Raw genomic sequence first — 23,747 nt, forward strand, 5'->3', positions numbered from 1 at the left:
ATTATCGATATTATCCAAAGAAAGTGACGTAGTTCGTGTGAGAAGTTGGTAAATAATCTCATACGTTCTTCGTGTAATTCCTTCATTTTATCTTGTTCAAGCTGTTTAAAACGGATATTACTTTCCAGTTCATGACGTACCTTTTGATGGTATACGAACTTCCATATAATAGTGCATATCACTGTGATATACAATAGATAAGCCCACCACGTTTTATATAAAGGAGGTAATACTGTAATGCTTAAAGAAGTTTCCTGCGGGTTCCAGTATCCTTCGTTGTTTGCCACCTTTACTTTGAAATTGTAACTGCCTGGAGCTAAATTACTATAATAAGCTACTCTTCGCCCCTTTACATAGTTCCACTCATTTTCTACCCCTTCCATTTTGTAAGCATATTGATTTTGTGAGGGTGAAATAAAGTCTGGAGCAGTATATCCGATAGAAATATTGGTTTCGTCAGCCTTTAACCGGATCGATTTGTTATTCCCAAATTCTACCGGAAAATTATTAATAGACAAGGTGGTTAGATAGACGGGAGGTATATATGTGTTTTTGTTCATTTGAATGGGGTTAAAACACAATATCCCTTTATTCCCGGGGAAATAGAGTGTTCCTTTGCTATCACAGGTTCCTGCCTGTCGGGTAAACTCCAAAACCTGTTGGCTGGTATTGTGGACCGAGATGAAATGATCCGTCTCTGGTTTGTAATAATATAGACTATTTCCGGATAAAGCCCATATGGTTTGATCTTTACCCTGTATCATCGTGTAGATATAGCCATCTGTTATACCATTGTCATCCGCATAATGTTTGAGCAAATTCATCTCCCGATCAAACCGATATATGCCGCTGCCGAAAAATGAGACCCATATATTCTGCAAGGAATCAGTCAGGATTGTACTGATGGCACCGGGTTTCGAATTTTCAGGCAGGTTTAGTTCCAGGGAAGAGATGGTTTTGAGTGTTCCCTGTTTCATGTCGTACCTGTAAAGTTCCTGTTTAAGCGTTCCCATGATAAAAATATCCGGTTCTATTTCTTTTAATGCGGAGACGAAGAAGAATTTCCTGGTTTCTCCGTTTATTGGGAACTGGTTGATTTCTTTGTTTTTATCAATTAAAACCAATCCGGAACTGGAATTAGTTGGAATCCATAATCTACCTTTATTGTCATATAATAGCGTATAGATATCACCGCGGTTATAATCATAAAGCAATCGGTAATCTTTTCTTTTCTTAGAAAACAGATAAACAGAACCGGCATTGGTTGCACAAATAATGCTGTCGCCTTTGATCAGCAGCGATTTGAATATGTTGGAACTGTAATTGCTTTTATACGGTGACTTTTTGGGATAAAACTGTTGGCTCTGTGTCTCCGGATTATAACAGAACAAACCGGCTCCTTCTGTGGCGAACCAAATATTGCCGTTTTCATCTTCTTGTCCCATTCCTAATAATCCGGTAAAAGCATTAGGGGTAATTTGATAGAATTGTTTCCGGGCAGGACTGTAATAATTTAGCCCTTTCCAGGTTCCCACCCATAAAGCTCCGGTATTGTCTTTAAGAAGGCTGTGTACGGAATAATAACTCAATGCACCGGGTTCTTCCGGATTGAATTTATAAGGAGTCACCTGGAGTGTTTTCAGATCGAGACGGTTCAATCCGGCAAAAGTGCCGAGTAATAGTGTGCCGGACTCTTCTTCCACTATTGTTCGGACTACGTTGCTGTTCAGAGCTGAATTAGCCGTATTCAAATGAACAAATTTGTTATTAGCCTTATCCAAATAGCATATTCCCGATGTCTCGGAAAGTATCCATAACCGATTGTTGCTATCAGTAAATAATCCGCAAATACTCCCTTTAATAAGGGAAGACGGATCGTCCGGATCGTGTTTATAATAATGTATAACTTCTTTTTGTTTGTTTAGTACGACAAGTCCGGATTGAGAACTGGCTATATACAGATTGCCTTCTTCATCTTCCTGCATGGCTTTTATATTGGGGGCGATAGGAGTGGAGGTCAACCAATCTTTATAGACAAGTGAATCACCTTGTTCATCGTATTGGTAAAGATACTTTTCTCCGGCAAGTAGGAATTCCCCGTTTTTACTCAGCAGACAGCAGTGCATGAAACGGGTTTCTTTCACATAATATCGTTTGATTGTCTCTGTTTGATGCGTTATTTTGTGAACACCGTTATCTGTAATGACCCAGATATTCTTATTCCTGTCTTCGGCAATGTCTTGTATATTATTATCTGTTAAAGAACAGGAATCAGCTGGATTATTTTTGAAAACTTTAAATTCGTATCCGTCATACCGGTGTAAACCTCCCTGGGTTCCTACCCATAAATATCCGTCTGTGTCCTGGTATATCTTTCCAACAGACCCTTGTGTCAATCCGTCTTCAATCCCAATCTGCGAAAAAAAATAGGGAGATGTACTCTGACTATAACCTGAAAGGGATAGTAGAGAGAGTAGACTTATTAATGCTATTTGTACGTGCTTTATCATAGCTTATTGAAGATTAAGGATGAATCGTTGTAGAATTTTGATGTTGTTGCAAAGATATGTGATTTTTTGTTTATTCTTCGTCTATTCCGTTGAATTTCCTGTTGAAATCGCGTAACCTCATAAACCAGGCTTTCGTTTTTAGATTGTTTTTTTGAAAAAATCCCCTGCCAGCGTATGAATGACAGGGGATAACTGGAGTTTATTTATCAGATAGCGTATAAAATAAGGAGAGTGAATCTTCTTTTAGAGAGACATGTATCCGGTAATCTCCAAAAGTATAAATAGCATTCAATATTTCTCCGTCTACTTCGATCTCTTCTCCTGAAGCATTGGCTTCCTGTAAAGAAACTTGTTCTAAAAGGTTGGCTGCCCAGTAACGGTGAGCAGGTAACAGACGTTCGTAAGATGTACAGACATTGTTCTTCATATTGAACAAATAAGAAACTTCGAACAAACGGCCTAATTCATCTTCTTCCCGGCAAGTCATGGCGAAGAGTGTATCGGTCTGCCGGGTGTTTTCGATACGTTCTTTGTTATCCATCGTATATTGGAGGATCTCCTTATCTGTTTTTTTCAGCCATGTCTGTGAGAAAGCAGCCTGGCTGCCTAACAGCAGCAACAGGCCTATCATTAATCTATTCCACATAAAATTCAGCATTTAACGGGGTTGACTTGGAAGAGTTTCCGGCAAACAGGAAGAACTTTCCAGGTTCTACAATAAATTCATTTTTGTCGTTATACATACCGTAAGCACGACGGTTTACTTTGAAAGTGACTGTCTTTTCTTCACCCGGTTCCAGAGTAACACGTTCGAAACCGCATAGTTCTTTTTCAAAACGGGAAATGGAAGATGTTTCATCATTCAAATAAAGCTGAACCACTTCGTCCCCTTTTATGGCTCCTGTATTTTTTACTTTGCAGGTTACGGTCAGGGTATCGCCATCTGTGATCCGGGTTGTTGCCGGTTGAAGGTCACTGATTTCAAAAGTAGTATAACTCAGTCCGTAACCGAATGGATAAAGTTCACCATCTACACGGGCGAAACCTTTACCGGTAGCATTCGGCTTGAAAGGGAAAGCCCAGGGGATTTGTCCGACTGACTTAGGGAAGGTTGTCGATAGTTTACCTCCGGGATTGTAGTCGCCGAATAATACTTCGGCTACGGCTTGTCCAGAAAATTCTCCCGGATACCAGGCTTCCACAATGGCAGGCAGGTTGGCGTTTTCCCAGTTCAGGGTAACCGGACGTCCGTTGAAGAGAACCAGTACGACGGGAGTTCCGGTTGCCTGTACAGCACGTACCAGTTCTTTTTGTCTACCTGACAAATCCAGGTTGACACGACTTCTGGATTCACCGATCGTACGGAAGTCATCGCCTACGTAAACGATGGCTACTTCTGCTTTTTTAGCTATTTCTACCGCTTCGTCGATTTCTTCTTTTTCTTTATCGCTCAGTTCGAAGAACATTACATCACTTTGTGGGAAATTCTTGTCTCTGACATTACATCCTTTGGCATACATCAGGTTTACGTTGTCTCCCAATAAGTTCTTTAACCCCTGCAAACCTGTTATTACATTCGGGTTGTGTGAACCGTAACGGGATGTAAGTGATTTCACTTCGTCGGCTTGCGGGCCGATCACTGCAATATTCTTGATGTTTTTCGATAAAGGAAGCGTATTGTTCTCGTTTTTCAGGAGAACGATCGACTCGCGGGCAGCACGAAGAGATACTTCCCGGTTCTTATCACTGTTTACCACTTTATCGGCCAGTTTGGTGTCTTTTACATATGGCTCATCGAAAAGTCCCAGCCAGAACTTGACGTAGAGTACTCTATCCGTTTGTCGATAGGTTGGGAAGGATCTTCGTAGATATCTTTCTGACCGTTCTTATTCAAGTCGATCCAGCCTTTGTGATATATTTTTTTCTGATTTTTGGCAGGATGGGGCATGGAAGCCTGTAAGCTGCTGTTACCTGCATTCAACATCGGTAGGATGCCGAACGATAAACAAAGGATCAGACGTTTAGCCGGTGTGTTATTGATATTCATGATTTTTATATTATATGGTTAAACAAATCGGTTTATTCGACGATGTACCAGTTATATCCTTTCGCCGGAATGGTGATAGGGATCGTGATGGAATAGTCGCGTTCCAGGACGTACACCTGTACGTTCTGATCTTGTTCTTTAATAGTTACTTTGTCGGTCAGTCCGGTATAATAGAGAGGTATTCTGATCTCTTTCGAGATAGGAGTATCCAGCGGATTATAAACGGATATGAAACCTTTCTGTTTCAAAGCCGGATTGACGTGCATGATGCCATCCCAATCCTGTCCGTCAGGGCGGCGCAGATGAATAATATCGGAATCCAGTATCTGACGGTATTTCTTGTAGAAAGAAACCCATTTATTAACAAGCTCTTTCGTTGCTTCGGTATCATACAGACGGGGACCGCGATAGCAAGCCTGTACGCCTGCTCCAAACAGGTTCCGGAGACGTGTCTCGTAATGATCCAGATGTTCGTTCAGCGGTTCGATCGTGGCAGCTTCACCTCCTCCATGATATTGGGTAAGAGGTACGAACATAAAGCCCATGCTGGGTGTTTTCTGCCAGGTACCGTCGTAGATATTCTGCCGTTCGATAATCTCCTGATAAGCGCGGGGTAACGACCAGTTTGTTTCGACATATCCCATCGGTGTTTTGTTGGAACCGCTCAGGAAGTACCAGTCCGGTACATTCAGATAAACACCGTTGGCCCGGCACCAACGATAGAACTGACTGATTTTTTTCCATTGTGTCCACTGTGAATCGAGATATCCTTTATGACCGCTATGTGATGTCGAAGCACAAGGATCACCGGGGTATGAACCATCGTTTTCGAATACATTCATGCCCGTTGAGGTAAAGAAGTTCTGTAATTTACGGAAGTAGGTATCTCCCCAATCGGATGCGATACAGGGAGATACGCCAAAACGGCTACCTTCTTCACGTGTGTTGGCCGGTTTCCCGGTTTTATGACTGATTGCGGCGTCTTTGTCTGTTGCTCCCCGGCTTGCCAAGAGAGAATAACCTCCGATGGCAATGCCCTTTTGGGCGGCATAATCGCTCAGTTCTTTCATGCGTTGTAAATAGGATGCGGAATCGTTTTCTATTTTAAAACCACTGCCGAAAGTCATGATTACCATTTCAAAACCTACCGCAGCGCATTGGTCGATCGCCTGTTTAACAGCTTCATTATCCGATTGGCGTACATGCATAAAAATGGGATTTTCTTGTGTCCACGGAGCCATCATACGCCAGAATTTACATTCTGCCAGTCCGCGTCGTTCCTGGTCGGTGGCATCGCGAAGCATTTCAAAAGCAGTACAGGATTCGAAACTTTCTCCGGCTTTGATATCCAGTCCGGGGCCGAGTAAAGGTGTTACTTCGAGGCGGGCCGGTTTATATTGGCCATAATAACGAATACCGGTAAATTCATATTCCGGATGATCGAATACCCAGCGTACGGCCGGGTTGTCTTTCATTGCTTCCATATCTCCGCCCATTGCATAATCGGTTACGACGAACAGTTGGGTGAAACGGTCGATATAATCGCGTGGAGCATCTGTCTGTACCGGTTGTTTGCGAAAATCATTCGTGTAGGTTCCCGGTTCCTGTGCCATCATACGGACTTCGTGAGGTTCGCCATAATGCACCTTGGGAGCGGTTTCCACCAGTGCCAGTATTTCCGACTTGAAAGAGTCGAGTGTGATTGTTTTTGTTCCCTTATTATCTATTTCGATCCATTTAGCCAGGATGGGAGCTCCATCATATAGTTCGTAGATGACACGAACTTTCAGGTCTTTACATTCCTGGGGTGCTTTTGCCGGAGCCTGATAGTTGAAGGTGATCCGTTTTCCCGGAGCAGGCCAGGGATATAAGTTGGATATCCATTGCGAGTTCGGTTTCCAAGGGAAACGCTCTTTGCTTTCGCTTATTTGATAATCGACTAATGTAAAAGCCGAGTCGCAAACCTGCATGTTATTAATAAACTCTTCTGTCAGGAAGTTGTTGACAGGTTGTCCGGTCAATCCTCCGACAGGATATTCTTTTCCGTTAATGACGAGTAAGGCTTCGGGACGGACAGCACGTAATTCATTTTGTCCAGTCATCAGGTTGTCGAGGGCTATTGTCGCTGCGTTGGGTGTAAGAAGAAAAGTACGGCGCAGGAGGCCGTTTGTTAGTTCGAGACGTTTCCCTTCGTGTGTTGTCTGTGCAGCAGATTTGTAAGAAGAACCGTCGATCAGCCAATCCTGGGCAGATAAGCAGAGAGTGGAGGAAATATATAAACTTATTATAAGCAGTAGGTATCTCATGATATGATGTTTTCTTGGTATTTGAAAGGAGAGAAATAAGGGGCAAATACATTGCCTGTAGATGCCCTCTATTTTATCTCATTTACTGTATCCCGGATTTTGAGGATATTCAGCACCTGTATTAGAATCGATTACAGATTGAGGAATAGGCCACAATGCGTGGTGTTCATCCATCTTCGGACCGCTGACGGAGTTGTACTTTTTAGTACGTTCCAATAATTTACCGGTTCTCACCAAAGTAAAGCGACGCAGTTCTTCACCAACTAGTTCGCGGATAACATTTCCGGATACTTTAATCTCTTGCGCATATACCTGTACGGATATAAACGCCATAAAAAAGAATAATAAAGAAAGAATCCTGTTCTTTCGTTCTGCTGCCTTATTACAGGGAGGCAGGTTCCCGTCCAGTTGTCTGCTCATGCTTTTCATAATTTATTTGCGCATTAAACAATTTAAGAAATTAACCATGTGGCTATTTTAATTTTTTGTGTCAAAAGAATGAAAGATGCGTGTTGTGTGCGAACAAAATCGTCCCAAAAGGATGTAATATCGTCTCAATACGCTAAAAAACATGTAATTTCTATAAATTTATCTGACCAGTCGGTAGATCTCGCAAGCTGCCATCAGGAAGGCTCCGGTTCCGTATAGTTCGGTCATTTCTTTGGTTACTTTGCGGGGGTCGGCTCCAACGGGTTGTACCCAACCCAGTTTACCGTCGCTCTCTACGGCAGAGCATAAAGCAGCCCATCCTTTTTCTATAACCGGGAGGTATTTGTCGGCCGGAAGATATCCCTGGTTGACACCATAAGCCAGTCCGTAAACGATAAATCCGGTGGCACTTGTTTCCGGTGACGGATAGCTGGCGGGATCTAAAAGGCTGGCATGCCAGAAACCGTCTTTGTTTTGCAATCCGGCCAGACGTTCGCTGATCTCTTTGAATAGTTGCAGGTAGAAAGGGCGGTATTCGCTATCGTCGGCCGGGAGTGTCTTTAATATTTCAGCCAGTCCGCCGATTACCCAGCCATTGCCTCGTCCCCAGAATACTTTCTGCCCGTTTGCTTCTTTTTGGTTGAAGTAGCGACTATCACGGAAGAAGAGTTTTTCTTCTTTGTCGTATAGATGATTGTAGGTGGCCTTAAATTCCGCATCGGCGAAGATCATATACTTTCTATTGCCGGTAAGCGTGTAGAGGCGGGTATATACAGCCGGTGCCATAAACAATGCGTCGCACCATGACCAGCGTTCGTAGGACAGTGGTTTGCTGTAATCGATATCCATACCGCCTTTGGAAGGGTTGTTGACTACCCAATCGATGCGTGCCAGCGTAGGGAGTAGCATTTTATCTTCCTTATATTTACCATACATGTCGATATAAGTCTGCGATACGCAAACATCGTCGGCATGATACATCCGGTCGGCCACCTGCCAGTGTTGACGGTTGAATACTTTTTTCATCCAGTCGAAATACTGTTCGTCTCCACTGAGTTCTGCCCAGTCGAACATCCCCATATAAAGAGCCCCTGCAATCCAGCCTTTTGGTTCACTGACAGCATATTTATTAGTGGGGAACTCTTTGATCTGCCAGTCTACTACTTTACGTGCGATGGTTGTTACTTCATCTTTTTTTAAATCGGCAGCCTGTAGAGAGACTGCTGCACATCCTAGCATAATAACAGCTGCAATGTGTTTAAATGGTATTCGTTTTGAAATCATAGATCAGTTGTTTTATTAGATTAATAAGTTTAATCAAATGAATAAAACAACAAGTTTCCGCGAATACACAATCATCCCAAAAGCGAGTACAAACGTCTCATTTACTTTCTTGATACTCGGTAGGCGACATTCCGTAGACAGCCTTGAAGCTTCGGGCGAAATAAGAACGGCTACTGAAACCGATGTGCTGGGCTATCTCAGACACATTCATATTGGATTCTTTCAGCAGTTTGGCTCCGGCTTCGAGGCGGATATTCTTTATCAGTTCGATGGGGGATAGACCCGTTACCGCTTTTACTTTCCGGTAGAAATTGGCACGACTCATACCAAGTGTCTGATAAATAACCGATACGTCCAGCTCCTGATTGGAGATGTTTGCCTTTACGATCTCGATATATTGAGTCAGGAAGTCGTTGTCCTCTTCGGGTTCTTCCACTCCCAAGTTACGGAGACTCAGCGATTCACCGTATATGTTTTTCATCTTTTCGCGAATAGAAAGCAGGTTTCTTATGCGTGCTTTCAAGATCGCGACGTGGAACGGCTTTATGATGTAATCGTCGGCTCCGGCCTCCAGTCCTTCCTCTATCTGTGATACCATCGACTTACCTGTCAGCAGGATCACGGGGATGTGGCAGAGGTGTTGACTTTCCTTGATACGTTTGCATAGTTCCAGTCCGTTCATTTCAGGCATCATGACGTCGCTGACGATTATATGAGGGGAAGTTGTCTCCAGCAGTTCAAGCGCTTCTTTCCCATTGCTCGCTTTCAAAACGATGTAATCGAGCTGCAATTGATGTTCCAGATATTGCAGGACTTCCTGATTGTCATCTACCAGCAGAACCGTTTGTTTGTTGCGGGTTTCCGTTTCTTCTACAAGCAAAGCCACTTTTTTACTGATTTCGGAAGAGCGGGACAGGGGAGGCTCTTCCTCTTTCTTTTCGTCTTGTTTGGCTGTGTCGGGGAGAAGGATCAGGAAAGTTGTCCCTGTTTCCTCCGGACTGTTCGTCCAGATACATCCCTGGTGTTGCCGTACGATCGAACGTGTCAGACTTAATCCTATTCCGGTGCCGGACACTTCTTTGTGTACATCCTCTTCCGAGCGGTAGAAGGGTTCGAATATCTTGTCGGCTTCCTCTTTGTTGATTCCCTTTCCGGTATCGCTTATTTCTATCAGGATATAGCGGGATTCTACCAGGGTAGAACTGTCCTGTTCGGGGAACATGGCCAGTTCTTCGCACTTGTCTTGCGTTATCCGGCTGATACGTATTGTCACGTTTCCTTCTGCCGGAGTGAACTTGAACGCATTCGACAGCAGGTTGAAAAAGACTTTCTCTATTTCGGCCTCATCGTAATAGGTAAAGAACGTTTCCGGCAGTTCGTTTTTCAATACGAATGTTATCTCCCGGTTCTGTGCCACACTTTCGAAGGAGCGGTACATCTCCTCGATGAATGCCGAGAAATTGAAACGAGTCTTTTGAAGGATCGTTTTGCCGGCTTCGTATTTCTGGATATCCATCAGGTTGTTGACAAGCAGTAACATACGTCCGGTATTCTTTTTGATCAGTTGTAGGGCATCCTTTACTTCCGGAGAGAAACTGACCCGTTGCAACAGGTCGTTCAACGGATTAATGATCAATGTGAGCGGAGTTCTCAGTTCATGCGAGAAGTTAGTGAACATACGCATACGTTCTTCGTGCAGTTCGTTTTCCTTCTCATGTTCCAGCTGTTTGTATTTGGCCTCCCGTTCCCGTTCGTGTTTGAGGTGCTGTCGCTGTACGATGGCTATCACGATGATCGACAGGATACATAGATAGATCAGGTAAGCCCACCAGGTCTGGTAGAAGGGAGGGTTTACGGTGATGTGCAAGACAGCCTCTTCCGGATTCCAGACACCATCGTTGTTGGCGGCTTTCACACGGAAAGTATATTTTCCCGGGGATAAGTTACTGTAATAGGCTTCCCGGCGGTTTCCGATGTTGTGCCAGTTATGGTCGGCCCCTTCCATCATATAAGCGTACGAATTATTTTGGGAATGGATGAAGTTGAGTGCCGAATAGCGGATGGTGATGTTTCCCTGGCTGGCTTCGAGCGTGATGTTGTTGTCGTATTGCAGGGGCAACAGTTCCTGGTAAGTCGGCAACCCTTCCGGGTCTACCTGCGTGTTTATCTGTAATGAAGTGATATAGACGGGAGGTATGTTCGGGTTTGTAATCGCTTTTTGCGGATTGATGGCCAGTATTCCTTTATTCCCGGAGAAATAGAGAGTCCCGTCTTTTGAAACGCAGTTGTTGGCATATAACGAGTATTCCTGTGTAGGGCTGTCGACTGGCCTGACCTGTTCGAACTTGTTTGCCGGACGGTTCAGTTTGTATAATTCTTTGCCGGTCACGGCCCATATATTTCCCTCTTTATCGATTGAAAGCGAATTGATGTAGCTTTCCGACAGACCATCTTCCTTCTGATAGTTCTGTATTACGTTGAGGTCTTTATCGAGCCGGAACAAGCCACCTTTGGTGGTGGCTATCCATATATATTGTCCGGAATCTTTCACGACACCGGATATACTTCCCAACCGTTTGTTTTTATCGCCGTTCTGCAACCGGGCGGTGAGGTTGACAGACGTTTTCTTGTTCATGTCGTAAACAAAAGCACTATCAGTGATGGCCCCGAATAGAAATACGTCCGGTTCCAGTTCTTTGATCAGGCACATTCCCCGGAATACCTTTTCCACACCGTCTACGTTAAACCTGTTGACCGTCTTACCCTTGTCTACCATGACGGTATGGTCGGGTGTATTGGTCGGTATCCATAACCGTTGCCGGCTGTCTATATATAAGGTATTGATATCGTTGTATTTGTAGTCATGTATCTTCTGGTATTGCTCCTTACGGATGGAAAAAAGGTAGACGGAACCGAAGTGCGTGGCACAGAATATGGAATCCCCCTGTATCAGGATAGCTTTGAGGATGTTTATTTCATAATTCCCGGCTTGCAAAGGTTTTATGGGGTAGAGCTTCTGTTCGCCGTTCCGTGGGTTGTAATAAAGCAATCCTGCTCCTTCCGTGGCGAACCACATATTACCTTTGTTGTCTTCCTGACCTTGTCCCAGTACACCGGCAAAAGCCTTCGGAGTGATGAATGAGGTCGGTCTATGGAAAGGGCTGTGGTAGTTAACACCGGCGGAATAGGTCCCGACCCAGAGTGTCTGATCGCGGTCGATCAGCATACTATGGATGGAGTAATGGCTGAGTGCTCCTTTCGCTTTCATATCCATGTTGACAGCCGTGATGGTCATGTCGCGGGTGTTCAGGATGTTGAGTCCCCTGAATGTGGCGATCAATACCGAATCTTTGCCGAATGGAATAAGATGGCGTACGGAGTTGTTGTTGAGGCCCGAGTTGCCGGTGTTGAGGCGTCTGAATGTTTCGTCTTCCTTATTATAAACACATAGACCGTCTTCATTGGTACCAATGAATATATTATTGGCTGGCGTAGCCAATAATATGGATATCGTACTTATAGGAAGTTTTTCCGGGTTGTCGGAACTATCCGGAAGGAAATGTTTTTTCAGCTTCCAGTCGGCAGCGTATACATAGAGACCTTTATCTTCCGTTCCGATAAAAATATCTCCGTCCTTATCCTGGATAATGGAATGAATGGGCGAATCCATTTCTTTCAGGTAAGGCATTTCTTCGACCGTCTTATCCGGATTACACTTTAATATGCTTCGGGTGGTGAAGGCATAAAGCTCGCCGTCGGCATGGGAGAGGAAGTTGCTGACTGCGTTAGTCGTTATCTCCGGGTTGATAGCCTGGGGATAGAAACGCGTGATCTGTTGCGTCCGGTAGTCGATGCAGTTGACCCCGTTGGAGGTGCCGATCCAGATGTTTTTCTCCTTGTCTTCGGCGATCCGGCGGATGTAATTGTCACTGATTGAAGCCGGGTTGTTTACCTCATTCTGATATATTTTGAATTCATATCCGTCGTAACGATTCGCCCCGTTGCGTGTACCGAACCATATATACCCGTCCGAGTCCTGGAATATATTCATAACGGATACCTGCGACAAGCCGTTTTCTACTCCCAGATGGGAAAAGAAGAAAGGGCTGTTATTGCCGTAAGCCGTAAACACGCCACAGGCAAGGAGAAGCCAGGCTGTGATAAATTTGTATATAGTCTTCATTCCTGGTTATCCTCTCTTAATCCGTATTGTGCATTCGCGCGGAACCCCAGACGGACGATCTTCCCTTCTTCCTGCAAGGCTTTCAGATCTTTCAGGGCAGTATATTTCGAGCAACCGTTGAGCGAACGGCACAGGAAGGTCGAGATCGTATCATTCTTTTCGATATAAGCCAAAATGTTGGCCTTGCGCTTTTCTTCCGTATATCCTTTCAGGCGGCTGGGTTCGTCGGCACGTTCCACTTTCATGTAACGAAGTTGGTCTTTCAACTCTTTGGAACAGCGGAATACCACTTTGTGAAACTTTACCAAATGGGGTTTGATCTCTTTCTCTGTTGTCAGCGAAGGACATTTAAGCGAGGCGTTGAACGTCCCCAAACCTTCCAACTCGACAATATCGCCGTATTTCAGGTGAAAAGCGATCCGGCTTTTCAGCGCGTCCAGCATCCCTTTCACATCGGCTGACGAAAAGGAACTGATCTGTGAGATCTCTTCGCAAAGAGCATCGATACGTACGGTATATTGGTTCACCTGGCGGGCGTGGAGGTTTTCCTTCTTTCCCGGATTTCTGAATAGGTTGTAAGTGGCTGACATCTGCGGTATTGTTAAAGTGTTTATATAGGTTGTTATTTGGCTCGTCCCGGTCTTCTTTTCAAAAGACTGCCTTCTAAGCTTCCTTTCCTCGCGACAAAAAGTTTGTTCGACCTCCGTCAGACAGCTGTCCGACACTAGTGGGACAGCTATCCCACCCGGGTCGGACAGCTGTTCGATTGCCGTCGGACAAAGATTAGGATAGCACCAAAGATACATTATATTGGGACAAAATGTATCTCTTGCGGCGTCTTTTTTTATTTATCCCCGGGTGAAGGCGAAAAGAACTCTTCCATCGGTGCGTGTCGGCCTGCGATTGATACTTATTCGGCTTAGTAGGGACGTTTGGCAGCAAATAGAGACAATCGTGATCGGTAATGAGATGATTTTATTAGTTAGTTTGGGAGTGGAGAGGTATATTTGCAACTCATTCAATTAACAAATCATGAATAAACGAGTATTAAGTTTAACCTTATTGTTAGCCTGCCTGGGATTGATGACGATGCAGGCGGAAGGCCGGAAAGTGGAATCTTTTAATTCCGGCTGGTCATTTAAGAAAGCTCCGGCGGAAAAAGAGCTGGCCCTTAATGCCCCGAAATGGGAGAGCGGCTGGTCGGAAGTGGAAATTCCCCATACCTGGAATGCCAAGGATATGCAGGTACAGGCCAATAACTTTTATGAAGGGGCGGCTTATTATAAGAAAAACTATTTCTTTCCTGCCGACCTGAAAGGGAAGCGGGTTTTCCTGCGCTTTGAGGGTGTCGGTTCCTGTGCGGAAGTGTTCGTGAACGGAATGCTGGCTACTTCTCATAAAGGCGGTTATTCGGCTTTTGCCTGTGAGATCAGTCCGTTGTTGAAGGTAGGAGAGGAGAATGAGATCATCGTAAAGGCGGATAACAAATCGCGTCCGGATGTGATTCCGGTCAACCATAATTTGTTTGGTGTGTATGGCGGTATGTATCGTCCGGTATGGTTGATCGTTACCGAACCGTATAATATCAGTGTTACCGATTGTGCCTCTCCGGGCGTTTATATAACCCAGAAGAATGTATCCAAAAAGCAAGCGGATGTGAAAGTAAAGGTCAAACTGGATAATGGAACCTTGCAGCCCGTCCCTGTGACCTTACAGAATACGATCTATGACCAGGAAGGGAAACAGATTGCAACGAACAGCCAGTCGTTCGAACTGACTGCACAGGGCGAACAGGCTTACGAATCTTCTTTTACAATCAAAAAGCCGACGTTGTGGCAGGGACGTGAAAATCCGTATCTGTATAAGGTGGTCAGCCGCCTGATCAAAGACGGGCAGGTGATCGACGAAATGGTACAACCGTTGGGACTGCGCAAATATGAAATTGTAGCAGGTAAAGGCTTTTATCTGAATGGAGAGAAGTACCCGATGTACGGTGTTACCCGTCATCAGGATTGGTGGGGGCTGGGTAGTGCCCTGAAGAATGAGAACCATGACTTCGACTTGGCTACTATTATGGATGTCGGTGCAACGACTGTCCGTTTTGCTCATTATCAGCAATCCGACTATCTGTATTCGCGTTGCGACAGCCTGGGACTGATTATCTGGGCGGAGATTCCATTTGTCAACCGTGTTACCGGCCAGGAAGCGGAAAACTGCCGTAACCAGTTGCGCAAAATGATCCGTCAGAGTTTCAACCACCCTTCCATCTATGTGTGGGGATTGCATAATGAGGTATATCAACCGCACCAGTACACAAAAGAGTTGACCCAATCGTTGCACGACCTGGCAAAGACGGAAGACCCGGATCGTTATACGGTGTCGGTAAACGGATATGGTCACATGGAACATCCGGTGAACCTGGTTGCCGATATCCAGGGAATGAACCGCTATTTCGGCTGGTACGAAAAGAAAATACAGGATATCAAACCCTGGGTAGAGGGACTGGAAAAGGAATATCCTCACCAAAAACTGATGCTGACGGAGTACGGTGCTGATGCCAACCTGAACCATCAGACCGAATATCTGGGAGATGCCTTGAACTGGACAAAAGAATTTTATCCGGAGACATTTGCCACCAAGACACACGAATATCAGTGGAGCGTGATTGCTGCCCATCCGTATATCATCGCTTCTTATCTTTGGAATACGTTCGACTTCTGTGCCCCGATGTGGGTTCGCGGCGGTGTTCCGGCCCGTAATATGAAAGGGTTGGTTACTTTCGACCGTAAGATTAAGAAAGATTCTTATTTCTGGTATAAGGCGAACTGGAGCAAAGAACCTGTACTGTTCCTGACACAACGTCGTAACTGGGATCGTGAGAAAAAGGAAACATCCATCACTGTTTACTCCAATATCGGTACGCCGACAGTCTACCTGAACGGTAAGGAACTGAGCGGTATTCGTGAAGGTTATACGCGCGTACATTATATAATAGATAACGTGACACTCGATATGGGTAAGAATATCGTAAAGACAGTCGTAGTGAAAGACGGCAAGACCTACGAAGACGAAATCGAATGGATGTATAGCGGAGAAAAGAAACGCGATTCGGACCAGTCGGTCAACAAAGAAGAACATGCCGGATTCTGATCTTTAGTCGATATTAGAGAACGCAGATGACGCAGAAGATACAGAGTCTCGCAGATTTATATAATTATTTAGTCTGCGAGATTCTGCGTTTATCTGCGTCATCTGTGTTCCTTAATATTGTCTTTCTCACCACCCATTGTAATGTATCTGCTTCTTGTTGAATTTATCCTTCGGCTTCTCTATGCCTATGGGGTAGCCAATCGGAATAACCGTAAGAGGAATGACGTGGTCGGGCAGCTGCAGGGCATCTCGCACAACTTTCATCCGTTCGGGATAAGGATAGGAGGCCGTCCATACGGCTCCCAGTCCTAGCGATTCGGCTGCCAGCAGTACGTTTTGTGCAGCAGCGGAACAATCCAACTGCCAGGCATTGCCGGATTTGACGGTATCGCCACAAACGATAATCGCCTGTTTGGTCTCTTTCAACATACGGGCTAATGGTAATCCGTCTCCCATCGTATCCAGGATATCACGGTCTGTTACGATGATAAACTCCCAGGGACGGCGGTCTCTAGACGAAGGGGCGGCCATTCCTGCACGGACCAATGTTTCCAGCTTCTCTTTTTCAACCGGTTGCTGTGTATATTTACGTACGCTTTTGCGGTTGAAGATTGTTTCCAATGTCTGGTTTTCTTTCTGACTGTCTTTTGGTTCTGTATGGTTGTTGCAAGCAACCAGGACAGAGAATAATGCGATAAAAGAATATGTCCATTTCATACTGCAAACATACAAATTGAAACGGATAAAATCCGGAATTGCAATAAGATTATTTCTATCTTTGTGAAGTCACTTTAAAAATCAAAATCATGTCGATCAATTCAATAAACAGGCGTCGGGAAGACTTGATAAAGCAGATCAGTCAAATAGAAGACGAAGAATTGCTGATTTCTCTGGAAGATCAGATATTTGCTTACCAACAGCAAGGTGATCGGGAGCTATTGTCATCTCCGGAGAGTTTTCAGATTCGCTCCGCAGAACATTTTCGTAGCCTGATCGATCAGGTGCTGGATGATGATCGGAATGGGAGGATGATAGACGGGGATGAGTTTTTTGCGGAAATGGATAAGGAATTTGAACTTGACAAATGAAAAGATTAAAATTGATTGTGTCCCCTTTAGCAAAAGGACAAACCCGGGAAATGAAGGTCTTTTATAAGACGATGTATGGTTTGCCGGTTGCCCAGAAAGTTTATGCTTCTATCAAAGAGAATATGAAAACTTTAACTAGTTATCCTGGTTTAGGATATGTGGAACCGACATTGGTGGACTACCCTCAATGTTTTCGGACTTTTGTTCAGCATCCGAATCTAAAGATCGTTTACTGGATTGAGGACGGAACAGTGAAAATAGCCATGTTCTTCGATACTCGTCAGGAACCGGGAAAGCTACGTTATACAATAGAACATAGCTCCGACTGGGTATGTGAAGATATGGAACCTTACGGTTGAGACTGCTTCTGACATTCAAAGCAATAATAGATACTTCCTCCCATATAACTCTCTTTTCGTATATCTTCTCCGCAAACCGGGCAAGGCTTACCGGCGGTATCTTTGGACAGTATGGGGATATAGCGGCCTTTATTTCCGAGCAGGTCTGTTTCCGAGTTACGTCCGCCTGCCTGATAGATTTCCTGAAGTGTCGCTTTAGTGCAATGAAATAGCGTATCTTTCTGTTCTTCAGATAATATGTTGATACGAGTCTTAGGATGGATATGTGCTTTGAACAGGATGTCCTGTAAAACACCGTTACCTAATCCCGGTATCGTTTGCTCGGTCGCAAGGAAGGCTTTTGCCGTTTTCTTTTGTTTCTCCTCACTGTTTATCAGGCTCAGAAAATAGGTTTTGTCGAAAGCTTCCGAAAGCACCTGCGGCTTGGTACGTGCCCCTTCACGATAGGAACTGAAACCGCAATCGAAAGAACCGTCTGGAAAACACATGACTGCCCCGTACATCCGGACGGATCCCATGATACAACTTTCGTCTTCGAAAGCAATGAGCAACTGGTGTTTTTCCGGTATCTTTTCACCGGGAGCGTAGTATCGGATATTCATTCCGTCTCCGAATAATAAACGCACATCTTCTATCTCTATCTCGATCAGACCACCATAGGCATGGGCTTCCCCGATTATCTTACCGGTAAGCATCGCCGAATAATTGGCCGGATCTCCATAGAACCAGGCAAACTTATGAGGTGTATATCCTGCGCTGACAAATGTTATTCTTTTCCCTTTAATCGTTTGATTCATCTGCTCGGAGATGTACAAGGCTTCCGGTGCTTCTATCATTTTTAACAGGTTTATTCGTTACGTATGTTTTTACTTGGTAAACATACGAATATATCTCTGTTTAGAAAGCAACCGGATCGCTTTTTCTGAAGAAATAAATAAAATAATTAGTTTTTTCTTGTGATGTTACCGCTGGGTAACTTATGTTTGTGACCGAATGGTAACAACAGTAAGAATGATGGAAAAAGAAAGAATGAGTAAAAACAGAGAACTGACGGAGTTGGCTTTCCTGAAGGCGATAGATGACTTGATAGAGGAAGACGGTTTTGAAAACCTTGGAGTAAATGCCGTGGCAGCAAAAGCCGGATTGTCGAAGATGTTGATCTATCGTTATTTCGAATCGTTGGACGGACTGATCGTCGCCTATATTCAACGGAATGACTATTGGATCAACCTGGAGCCGGAATTGCCTGATGTTGCACATTTGGGAGACTTTGTCAAGAAGTTATTTCGTGATCAGATCACGATGTTGCGCGACAGTTACACCTTGAGACGGTTGTATCGCTGGGAACTTTCAGCGAAAAATAAAGTGATAAAAGAGTTACGCGAAAGGAGAGAAGCAAAAGGTATTTGGCTGATTGAAGCAGTCAGCCGATTAACGAACCGGCCAAAAGAGGATATAGCCGTTATGGCGACTGTCCTGACTTCTTCCATCACTTATCTTGTCCTGCTGGAAGAAAATTGTCCGGTTTTCAATGGCTTCAAACTGCAAAGTGAGACAGGCTGGGAACAACTGGAGAAAGGATTAGACCGATTGATCGATAACTGGATTAAAAATTATACAAATGAATAAGACAAGTATTTTTGCTGGAGCCTGCATGGTTTTGCTGGCTTGTTGTTCATGCAACAATGATTTGGTGGAGTATAAAAAGAATGACCTGAAAATTACGTTGGAGAAAGGCGAATCATGGTTGCATGACTTTCCCTTGTTCCTGGGAATAAACAAAAAGAATCCTCCCCAGATAGCTATATGGTTGGAAGACAGGGACGGCAACTATCTCTCTACAGTTTATGTGACCTATAAGATCGCAACCCAAAGCTGGCAAATGGCAGGTAAAAACAGGAGGAAGGAGTCTTTGCCGTACTGGTGTTACTCACGTGGAGTAAAATATGATGACGGACTGTATCTGCCGACCAAAAAAGAACCTTTTACGGATGGTTTGACTGGAGCGACCCCGCATGACGGTTTCGATGTGAAGATGCAGCCTGCGGAAGGATTGAAGCAGTTCAGAGTGAAAATAGAGATCAATCATTCCACTGATTTTAATGACAACTATCCAAAATCGGCTCAGGAGGGAGATAAGAATTATTCAGGCGGAAAGGAGGGGAGCGGACAACCTGCCGTTATCTATGCGGCGGATATCGACCTGTCGTCGGATGCTATATCGTATGTCGCTACGCTGGTCGGACATAGTTCGCCGGACGGAAGTGACGGACAGATATATCCGGATACCTCTTCCCTGACCTCCGCCTTACAGATTGTAAAACAGATCACAATAACGATCCAGCCATGAAACAATACCTGTTCGTATTTTTCTTTATTCTGAATGTATGGTCTGATAAGAAACTTTTGTTTGCTTTGGGATATGGGCTGCAGGATCTAAAACGTTTACGGGAATATTCAACCTCCCATTTTGTTTCTTCTTATGAAGAATCATTGAATTATCATTGTCTTTCAGTCAAACTGGGTGTCATTTTTTGAACTTTATTAAACTGATTTTACCTGTAAAGATTAAAAACTAATGTACCTTTGTTGTGTTATTACTAAAGAATAACGGAATAGATGTATGAGAAAAAGAAATAATTGGCAGGTAATCAAGGGCCAATCACTTACCGAACTAGATAAAAAGATTCTCTATCTCCAGAATAAAGGTCATTTGGTTCCTTCCCGGAAATTGATTAAAACAGAAGAGCAGATTGAAGGTATCCGCAAAAGCGGAGTTGTAAATTCAGGTATCCTCGATTTAGTGGGGAAGGAAATAAAAGCCGGTATGTCGACCGCTGAAATAGATAAACTGGTCTATGACTATACGATTTCCCACGGGGCTATCCCGGCTCCGTTGAATTTTGAAGGATTCCCGAAGAGTGTCTGTACTTCCATCAATGAGGTTGTTTGTCATGGTATTCCCAGTGAAAAAGAGAAATTAAGAGATGGTGATATCATCAATGTGGATGTTTCTACGATCCTGGACGGTTATTATTCGGATGCTTCCCGGATGTATATGATCGGCAAGGTTTCTCCAGAAAAAGAAAAATTGGTGCGTGTGGCAAAGGAATGCCTGGAAATAGGTATGGAAGCTGCTAAACCGTTCGGTTATGTGGGCGATATCGGTCATGCGATCCAGAAACATGCGGAGAAGAATGGTTTTTCGGTAGTCCGTGACTTATGCGGTCATGGAGTAGGCCTGGAATTTCATGAAGAGCCGGAAGTTACCCATTTCGGCCGTAAAGGAACCGGCATGTTACTGGTTCCGGGCATGGTTTTCACCATCGAGCCGATGATCAATATGGGAACATATCGTGTTTATATTGCAGAAGAAGATGGCTGGACTGTCATTACCGACGACGAACTTCCTTCCGCCCAATGGGAACATACTTTCGTGATGCGGGAAGACGGACTGGAGATATTATCCGATTAATTATATAGGTGAGTGTCAAAAGTCTGTCACATTTTGTTCAGTAATAGATTTTTGACATTCCCTGCTACGATTCTTTATACTATTATTTCTCCTGACAATTATTTTTGCATTTGTTAGGTTGCAGGTAATCCCACTCCTGAAGTTCCCCGTCAAGCAGGCGTAACCGATAAAGTCCATCCTGATAGTCTGAATATCCGAGTGTTTCCTGGTAACCATCGGACGTTTGTTTAACCTCAAGTCTTTTATAAGTATTCCCCATAATGGTTATAACTTCCTGTTTGGTCATTCCCAACTCCAGTTTTTGAATATTGTTATCCGCTGCCAATGCATTGGTAAGAGTTGCCCCGCAAGAAGTTAACAGGCAGATTGAAAGAATGGATATGAATGCGTATTTAATTATATTCATGATGTTATTTGTTGTCTCTTGATTTTTAACCAGTGATAAACTGTACGCAATATACAACTATTATTTGATATAAGAATATGATGTAGATGACGTATCGGGGTTTAGTCTAAAAAACAAAAAAGCGATACAATCTGTATCGCTTCTGCACGGAAGGAGAGGCTCGAACTCCCGACACCTGGTTTTGGAGACCAGTGCTCTACCGACTGAGCTACTTCCGTATTGCGGGTGCAAAGGTAGGGCTTTATTTTTAATATGCAAGAGTTTTTGGGAAAAACTACTTCTGTATTTTTTCTTACGCGATAAAAGTGAAGGAAAACGAAGCTGCCGTAATATCTTTTTTTTATCTTTGGAAGCATATAGAAAATGTAATTGAATCTATACTGTATAAAAACAATCAACAGAAAATGGAAAACGAATTAGAAATGAATTCGAATCTTTTAGTCGAATTCTTACAAAAACCTTCATCTGAGTTTACAAAAGCGGACATTATTTCTTTCATCCGCGAAAAAGGGATCAAGATGGTCAATTTTATGTATCCGGCAGGAGACGGGCGTCTGAAAACATTGAACTTTGTTATTAATAATGCGGCTTACCTAAATGCAATTCTTACCTGCGGTGAGCGTGTCGACGGTTCGAGCTTGTTCTCTTTTATTGAGGCCGGCAGTAGCGATTTATATGTTATTCCCCGTTTCCGGACAGCTTTCGTCGATCCTTTTGCCGAATTGCCGACGGTGACGATGCTTTGCTCTTTCTTTAACAAGGATGGCGAACCGTTGGAAAGCTCTCCCGAATATACTTTACATAAAGCCAGCAAGGCATTTACGGAAGTGACGGGCATGGAATTTCAGGCAATGGGCGAACTGGAATATTATGTGATTGCTGAGGAAGAAGATTTGTTTCCGGCAACCGACCAGCGGGGATATCATGAATCAGGCCCTTTCGCTAAATTCAATGAATTTCGCACACAATGTATGCAATATATAGCCCAGACTGGCGGACAGATCAAATACGGTCACTCTGAAGTCGGTAACTTTACATTGAACGGAAAGATATACGAACAGAACGAGATCGAGTTTCTGCCGACCAAGGTCGAAGATGCTGCCGACCAGCTGATGATCGCTAAATGGGTAATTCGTAACCTGGCTTACGATTATGGTCTGGATATCACCTTTGCCCCTAAGATCACGGTTGGAAAGGCAGGATCAGGATTGCATATCCATATGCGTATAATGAAAGACGGCAAGAATCAGATGTTGGCAGACGGTGTTTTGTCTGAAACAGCCCGTAAAGCAATTGCCGGTATGATGGAGCTGGCTCCGTCCATCACCGCGTTTGGTAATACGAATCCGACTTCTTATTTCCGTTTGGTACCTCACCAGGAAGCTCCGACAAATGTTTGCTGGGGTGACCGGAACCGTTCGGTGTTGGTTCGTGTACCTCTGGGATGGGCAGCGAAGAAGGATATGTGTGTGCTGGCTAACCCACTGGAGTCGGAAAGCCATTATGATACGACACAGAAGCAGACGGTCGAAATGCGTTCACCGGATGGTTCGGCCGATCTGTACCAGTTATTAGCCGGTTTGGCTGTGGCCTGCCGTCATGGATTTGAGATTGATAATGCGTTGGATATTGCGGAAAAGACGTATGTAAATGTAAATATCCACCAGGAGGAAAATAAGGACCGTTTACAGACATTGGATCAGCTTCCCGACAGTTGTGCTGCATCCGCTCAACGTTTGCAGAAGCAGCGTGCTGTCTATGAAAAATACAATGTGTTCAGTCCGAGCATGATCGATGGTATTATCAAAAAGCTGACTTCGTATAACGACTTTACCCTTCGTGATGATTTGAAAAATGATCCTGAAGGAATGCTCCGGTTGGTGAAGACTTATTTCCATTGCGGATAAGATAAAAGGCTGGGGGTGTTAAAGCATCCCCAGCCCTTCAAACATACCCCGGTAAACAGCAGCTTTCTCTTCCAACGGTTTGGGGTAAGCACGTGAAGAGGATGGCATCCGGTACAACCTGAATGTCCGGTCCAATAAGGTGAAAGTCGAGTAGCTGCCGACTTTAGGTTCTTCTGTCGGAGGCAGAACCGATAGGAGGGTATCCATTGCTTTCTGTCCTGTAACGACAATAGCTTTACATTCCGGTATTTGCGACAAAACCTCTTCCGGGTCGATAGGCTTGATCACTTGCAGGAAGTTATCGGAAGCATTATTCTTTAACCGGATAATTTCCATTGCCGTATCACCGATACCGATTCCTTTTTCCAGGCAAAACTTCTTCGCTTTTTCTTCACTGAACGCTTTCTTACTTTCCAGGAAATATTCCTTATTACTATAAAATAGCAATCCGAGAATACGCCACATGTCATTCTGGATATTCGGATAGTAGAAATTCATAGACCAACGTGGCATGGGAGGGGGGAAACTTCCCAGCATCAAAAGCTTGGTATGTTCAGGCAGGAAGAAACCTAACGGGTGTAATTCTGAAACCATATGCTATGA

21 protein-coding genes and 1 tRNA gene are annotated in these 23,747 nt (G+C 44.2%); 8 read left to right on the forward strand and 14 right to left on the reverse strand.

Annotated features, from left to right (window positions below):
• From DXD68_RS10595 to DXD68_RS10635, 9 genes are all read right to left on the reverse strand, one after another.
• On the reverse strand, positions 1-2,510 hold a 2,510-nt coding region (locus DXD68_RS10595), incomplete at its 3' end, for a two-component regulator propeller domain-containing protein (RefSeq protein WP_317127515.1).
• A 199-nt stretch (positions 2,511-2,709) separates the two neighbouring features.
• A complete protein-coding gene (locus DXD68_RS10600; protein WP_122361484.1) occupies positions 2,710-3,156 on the reverse strand; it encodes a hypothetical protein in 447 nt (148 codons plus the stop codon).
• Entirely contained in the window at positions 3,146-4,267 is a 1,122-nt protein-coding gene (locus tag DXD68_RS10605) for a glycoside hydrolase family 3 C-terminal domain-containing protein (RefSeq protein ID WP_233577096.1), read from the reverse strand. The genes DXD68_RS10600 and DXD68_RS10605 overlap by 11 nt, the downstream gene beginning before the upstream one ends.
• 23 nt (positions 4,268-4,290) lie before the next feature.
• Positions 4,291-4,557, reverse strand: a complete 267-nt coding sequence (locus tag DXD68_RS10610; protein WP_122361485.1) for a hypothetical protein — start codon at positions 4,555-4,557, stop codon at positions 4,291-4,293.
• Positions 4,558-4,589: 32 nt separating this feature from the next.
• Positions 4,590-6,863 carry a hypothetical protein gene (locus DXD68_RS10615; protein WP_122361486.1) on the reverse strand — a complete coding sequence of 758 codons (2,274 nt, stop codon included), beginning with the start codon at positions 6,861-6,863 and terminating at the stop codon, positions 4,590-4,592.
• Between the two features lie 78 nt (positions 6,864-6,941).
• Complete coding sequence (locus DXD68_RS24830) at positions 6,942-7,283, reverse strand: RagB/SusD family nutrient uptake outer membrane protein (protein WP_410510718.1); 342 nt, start codon at positions 7,281-7,283, stop codon at positions 6,942-6,944.
• A gap of 168 nt (positions 7,284-7,451) precedes the next feature.
• Positions 7,452-8,576 (reverse strand): glycoside hydrolase family 105 protein, encoded by a 1,125-nt coding sequence (locus DXD68_RS10625; protein WP_122361487.1) that lies wholly within the window; start codon positions 8,574-8,576, stop codon positions 7,452-7,454.
• Positions 8,577-8,673: 97 nt separating this feature from the next.
• Positions 8,674-12,759, reverse strand: a complete 4,086-nt coding sequence (locus tag DXD68_RS10630) for a two-component regulator propeller domain-containing protein (protein ID WP_122361488.1) — start codon at positions 12,757-12,759, stop codon at positions 8,674-8,676.
• Positions 12,756-13,349, reverse strand: coding sequence for an HU family DNA-binding protein (locus tag DXD68_RS10635; RefSeq protein ID WP_122361489.1), 594 nt, complete (start codon positions 13,347-13,349; stop codon positions 12,756-12,758). The genes DXD68_RS10630 and DXD68_RS10635 overlap by 4 nt, the downstream gene beginning before the upstream one ends.
• Before the next feature lie 499 nt (positions 13,350-13,848).
• On the opposite strand from DXD68_RS10635, the gene DXD68_RS10640 reads away from it, so the two are divergent.
• On the forward strand, positions 13,849-15,909 hold the full coding sequence (locus DXD68_RS10640; RefSeq protein ID WP_410510720.1) for a glycoside hydrolase family 2 protein: 2,061 nt from the start codon (positions 13,849-13,851) through the stop codon (positions 15,907-15,909).
• 126 nt (positions 15,910-16,035) lie between these two features.
• Here DXD68_RS10640 and DXD68_RS10645 read toward each other — a convergent pair whose 3' ends face one another.
• Complete coding sequence (locus DXD68_RS10645) at positions 16,036-16,626, reverse strand: nitroreductase family protein (protein WP_122361693.1); 591 nt, start codon at positions 16,624-16,626, stop codon at positions 16,036-16,038.
• Between the two features lie 89 nt (positions 16,627-16,715).
• Here DXD68_RS10645 and DXD68_RS10650 point away from each other — a divergent pair, with 89 nt between their 5' ends.
• Positions 16,716-16,997, forward strand: a complete 282-nt coding sequence (locus DXD68_RS10650; RefSeq protein WP_122361491.1) for a hypothetical protein — start codon at positions 16,716-16,718, stop codon at positions 16,995-16,997.
• Positions 16,994-17,356: a type II toxin-antitoxin system RelE/ParE family toxin gene (locus DXD68_RS24295; RefSeq protein WP_199715625.1), complete on the forward strand. Its 363-nt coding sequence runs from the start codon at positions 16,994-16,996 to the stop codon at positions 17,354-17,356. Before DXD68_RS10650 ends, DXD68_RS24295 begins: the two co-directional genes overlap by 4 nt.
• Here the strand turns inward: DXD68_RS24295 and DXD68_RS10660 are convergent.
• Positions 17,347-18,192: an endonuclease VIII gene (locus DXD68_RS10660; RefSeq protein ID WP_122361492.1), complete on the reverse strand. Its 846-nt coding sequence runs from the start codon at positions 18,190-18,192 to the stop codon at positions 17,347-17,349. The two genes, DXD68_RS24295 and DXD68_RS10660, sit on opposite strands and share 10 nt — an antisense overlap.
• A 178-nt stretch (positions 18,193-18,370) precedes the next feature.
• Between DXD68_RS10660 and DXD68_RS10665 the strand changes: the two genes are divergently transcribed.
• From DXD68_RS10665 to map, 4 genes are all read left to right on the forward strand, one after another.
• Positions 18,371-18,985, forward strand: coding sequence for a TetR/AcrR family transcriptional regulator (locus DXD68_RS10665; protein WP_122361694.1), 615 nt, complete (start codon positions 18,371-18,373; stop codon positions 18,983-18,985).
• Entirely contained in the window at positions 18,978-19,706 is a 729-nt protein-coding gene (locus DXD68_RS10670) for a hypothetical protein (protein WP_122361493.1), read from the forward strand. The genes DXD68_RS10665 and DXD68_RS10670 overlap by 8 nt, the downstream gene beginning before the upstream one ends.
• Entirely contained in the window at positions 19,703-19,894 is a 192-nt protein-coding gene (locus DXD68_RS10675) for a hypothetical protein (protein WP_122361494.1), read from the forward strand. Before DXD68_RS10670 ends, DXD68_RS10675 begins: the two co-directional genes overlap by 4 nt.
• Before the next feature lie 85 nt (positions 19,895-19,979).
• A complete protein-coding gene (gene map, locus DXD68_RS10680; protein ID WP_122361495.1) occupies positions 19,980-20,831 on the forward strand; it encodes a type I methionyl aminopeptidase in 852 nt (283 codons plus the stop codon).
• Between the two features lie 82 nt (positions 20,832-20,913).
• Here the strand turns inward: map and DXD68_RS10685 are convergent, their stop codons facing one another.
• Both DXD68_RS10685 and DXD68_RS10690 read right to left on the reverse strand, forming a co-directional pair.
• Positions 20,914-21,237, reverse strand: coding sequence for a hypothetical protein (locus DXD68_RS10685; RefSeq protein WP_122361496.1), 324 nt, complete (start codon positions 21,235-21,237; stop codon positions 20,914-20,916).
• A gap of 145 nt (positions 21,238-21,382) precedes the next feature.
• A tRNA-Trp gene (locus tag DXD68_RS10690) sits at positions 21,383-21,455 on the reverse strand.
• 186 nt (positions 21,456-21,641) lie between these two features.
• Here DXD68_RS10690 and DXD68_RS10695 point away from each other — a divergent pair.
• On the forward strand, positions 21,642-23,144 hold the full coding sequence (locus DXD68_RS10695; RefSeq protein WP_122361695.1) for a glutamine synthetase family protein: 1,503 nt from the start codon (positions 21,642-21,644) through the stop codon (positions 23,142-23,144).
• Positions 23,145-23,162: 18 nt separating this feature from the next.
• On the opposite strand, the gene DXD68_RS10700 is transcribed toward DXD68_RS10695, so the two are convergent.
• Positions 23,163-23,738 (reverse strand): uracil-DNA glycosylase family protein, encoded by a 576-nt coding sequence (locus DXD68_RS10700; RefSeq protein ID WP_122361497.1) that lies wholly within the window; start codon positions 23,736-23,738, stop codon positions 23,163-23,165.
• Positions 23,739-23,747: the final 9 nt, after the last annotated feature.

This window comes from Parabacteroides sp. TM07-1AC (genome assembly GCF_003480915.1).
Taxonomy (GTDB): Bacteria; Bacteroidota; Bacteroidia; order Bacteroidales; family Tannerellaceae; genus Parabacteroides; species Parabacteroides chongii.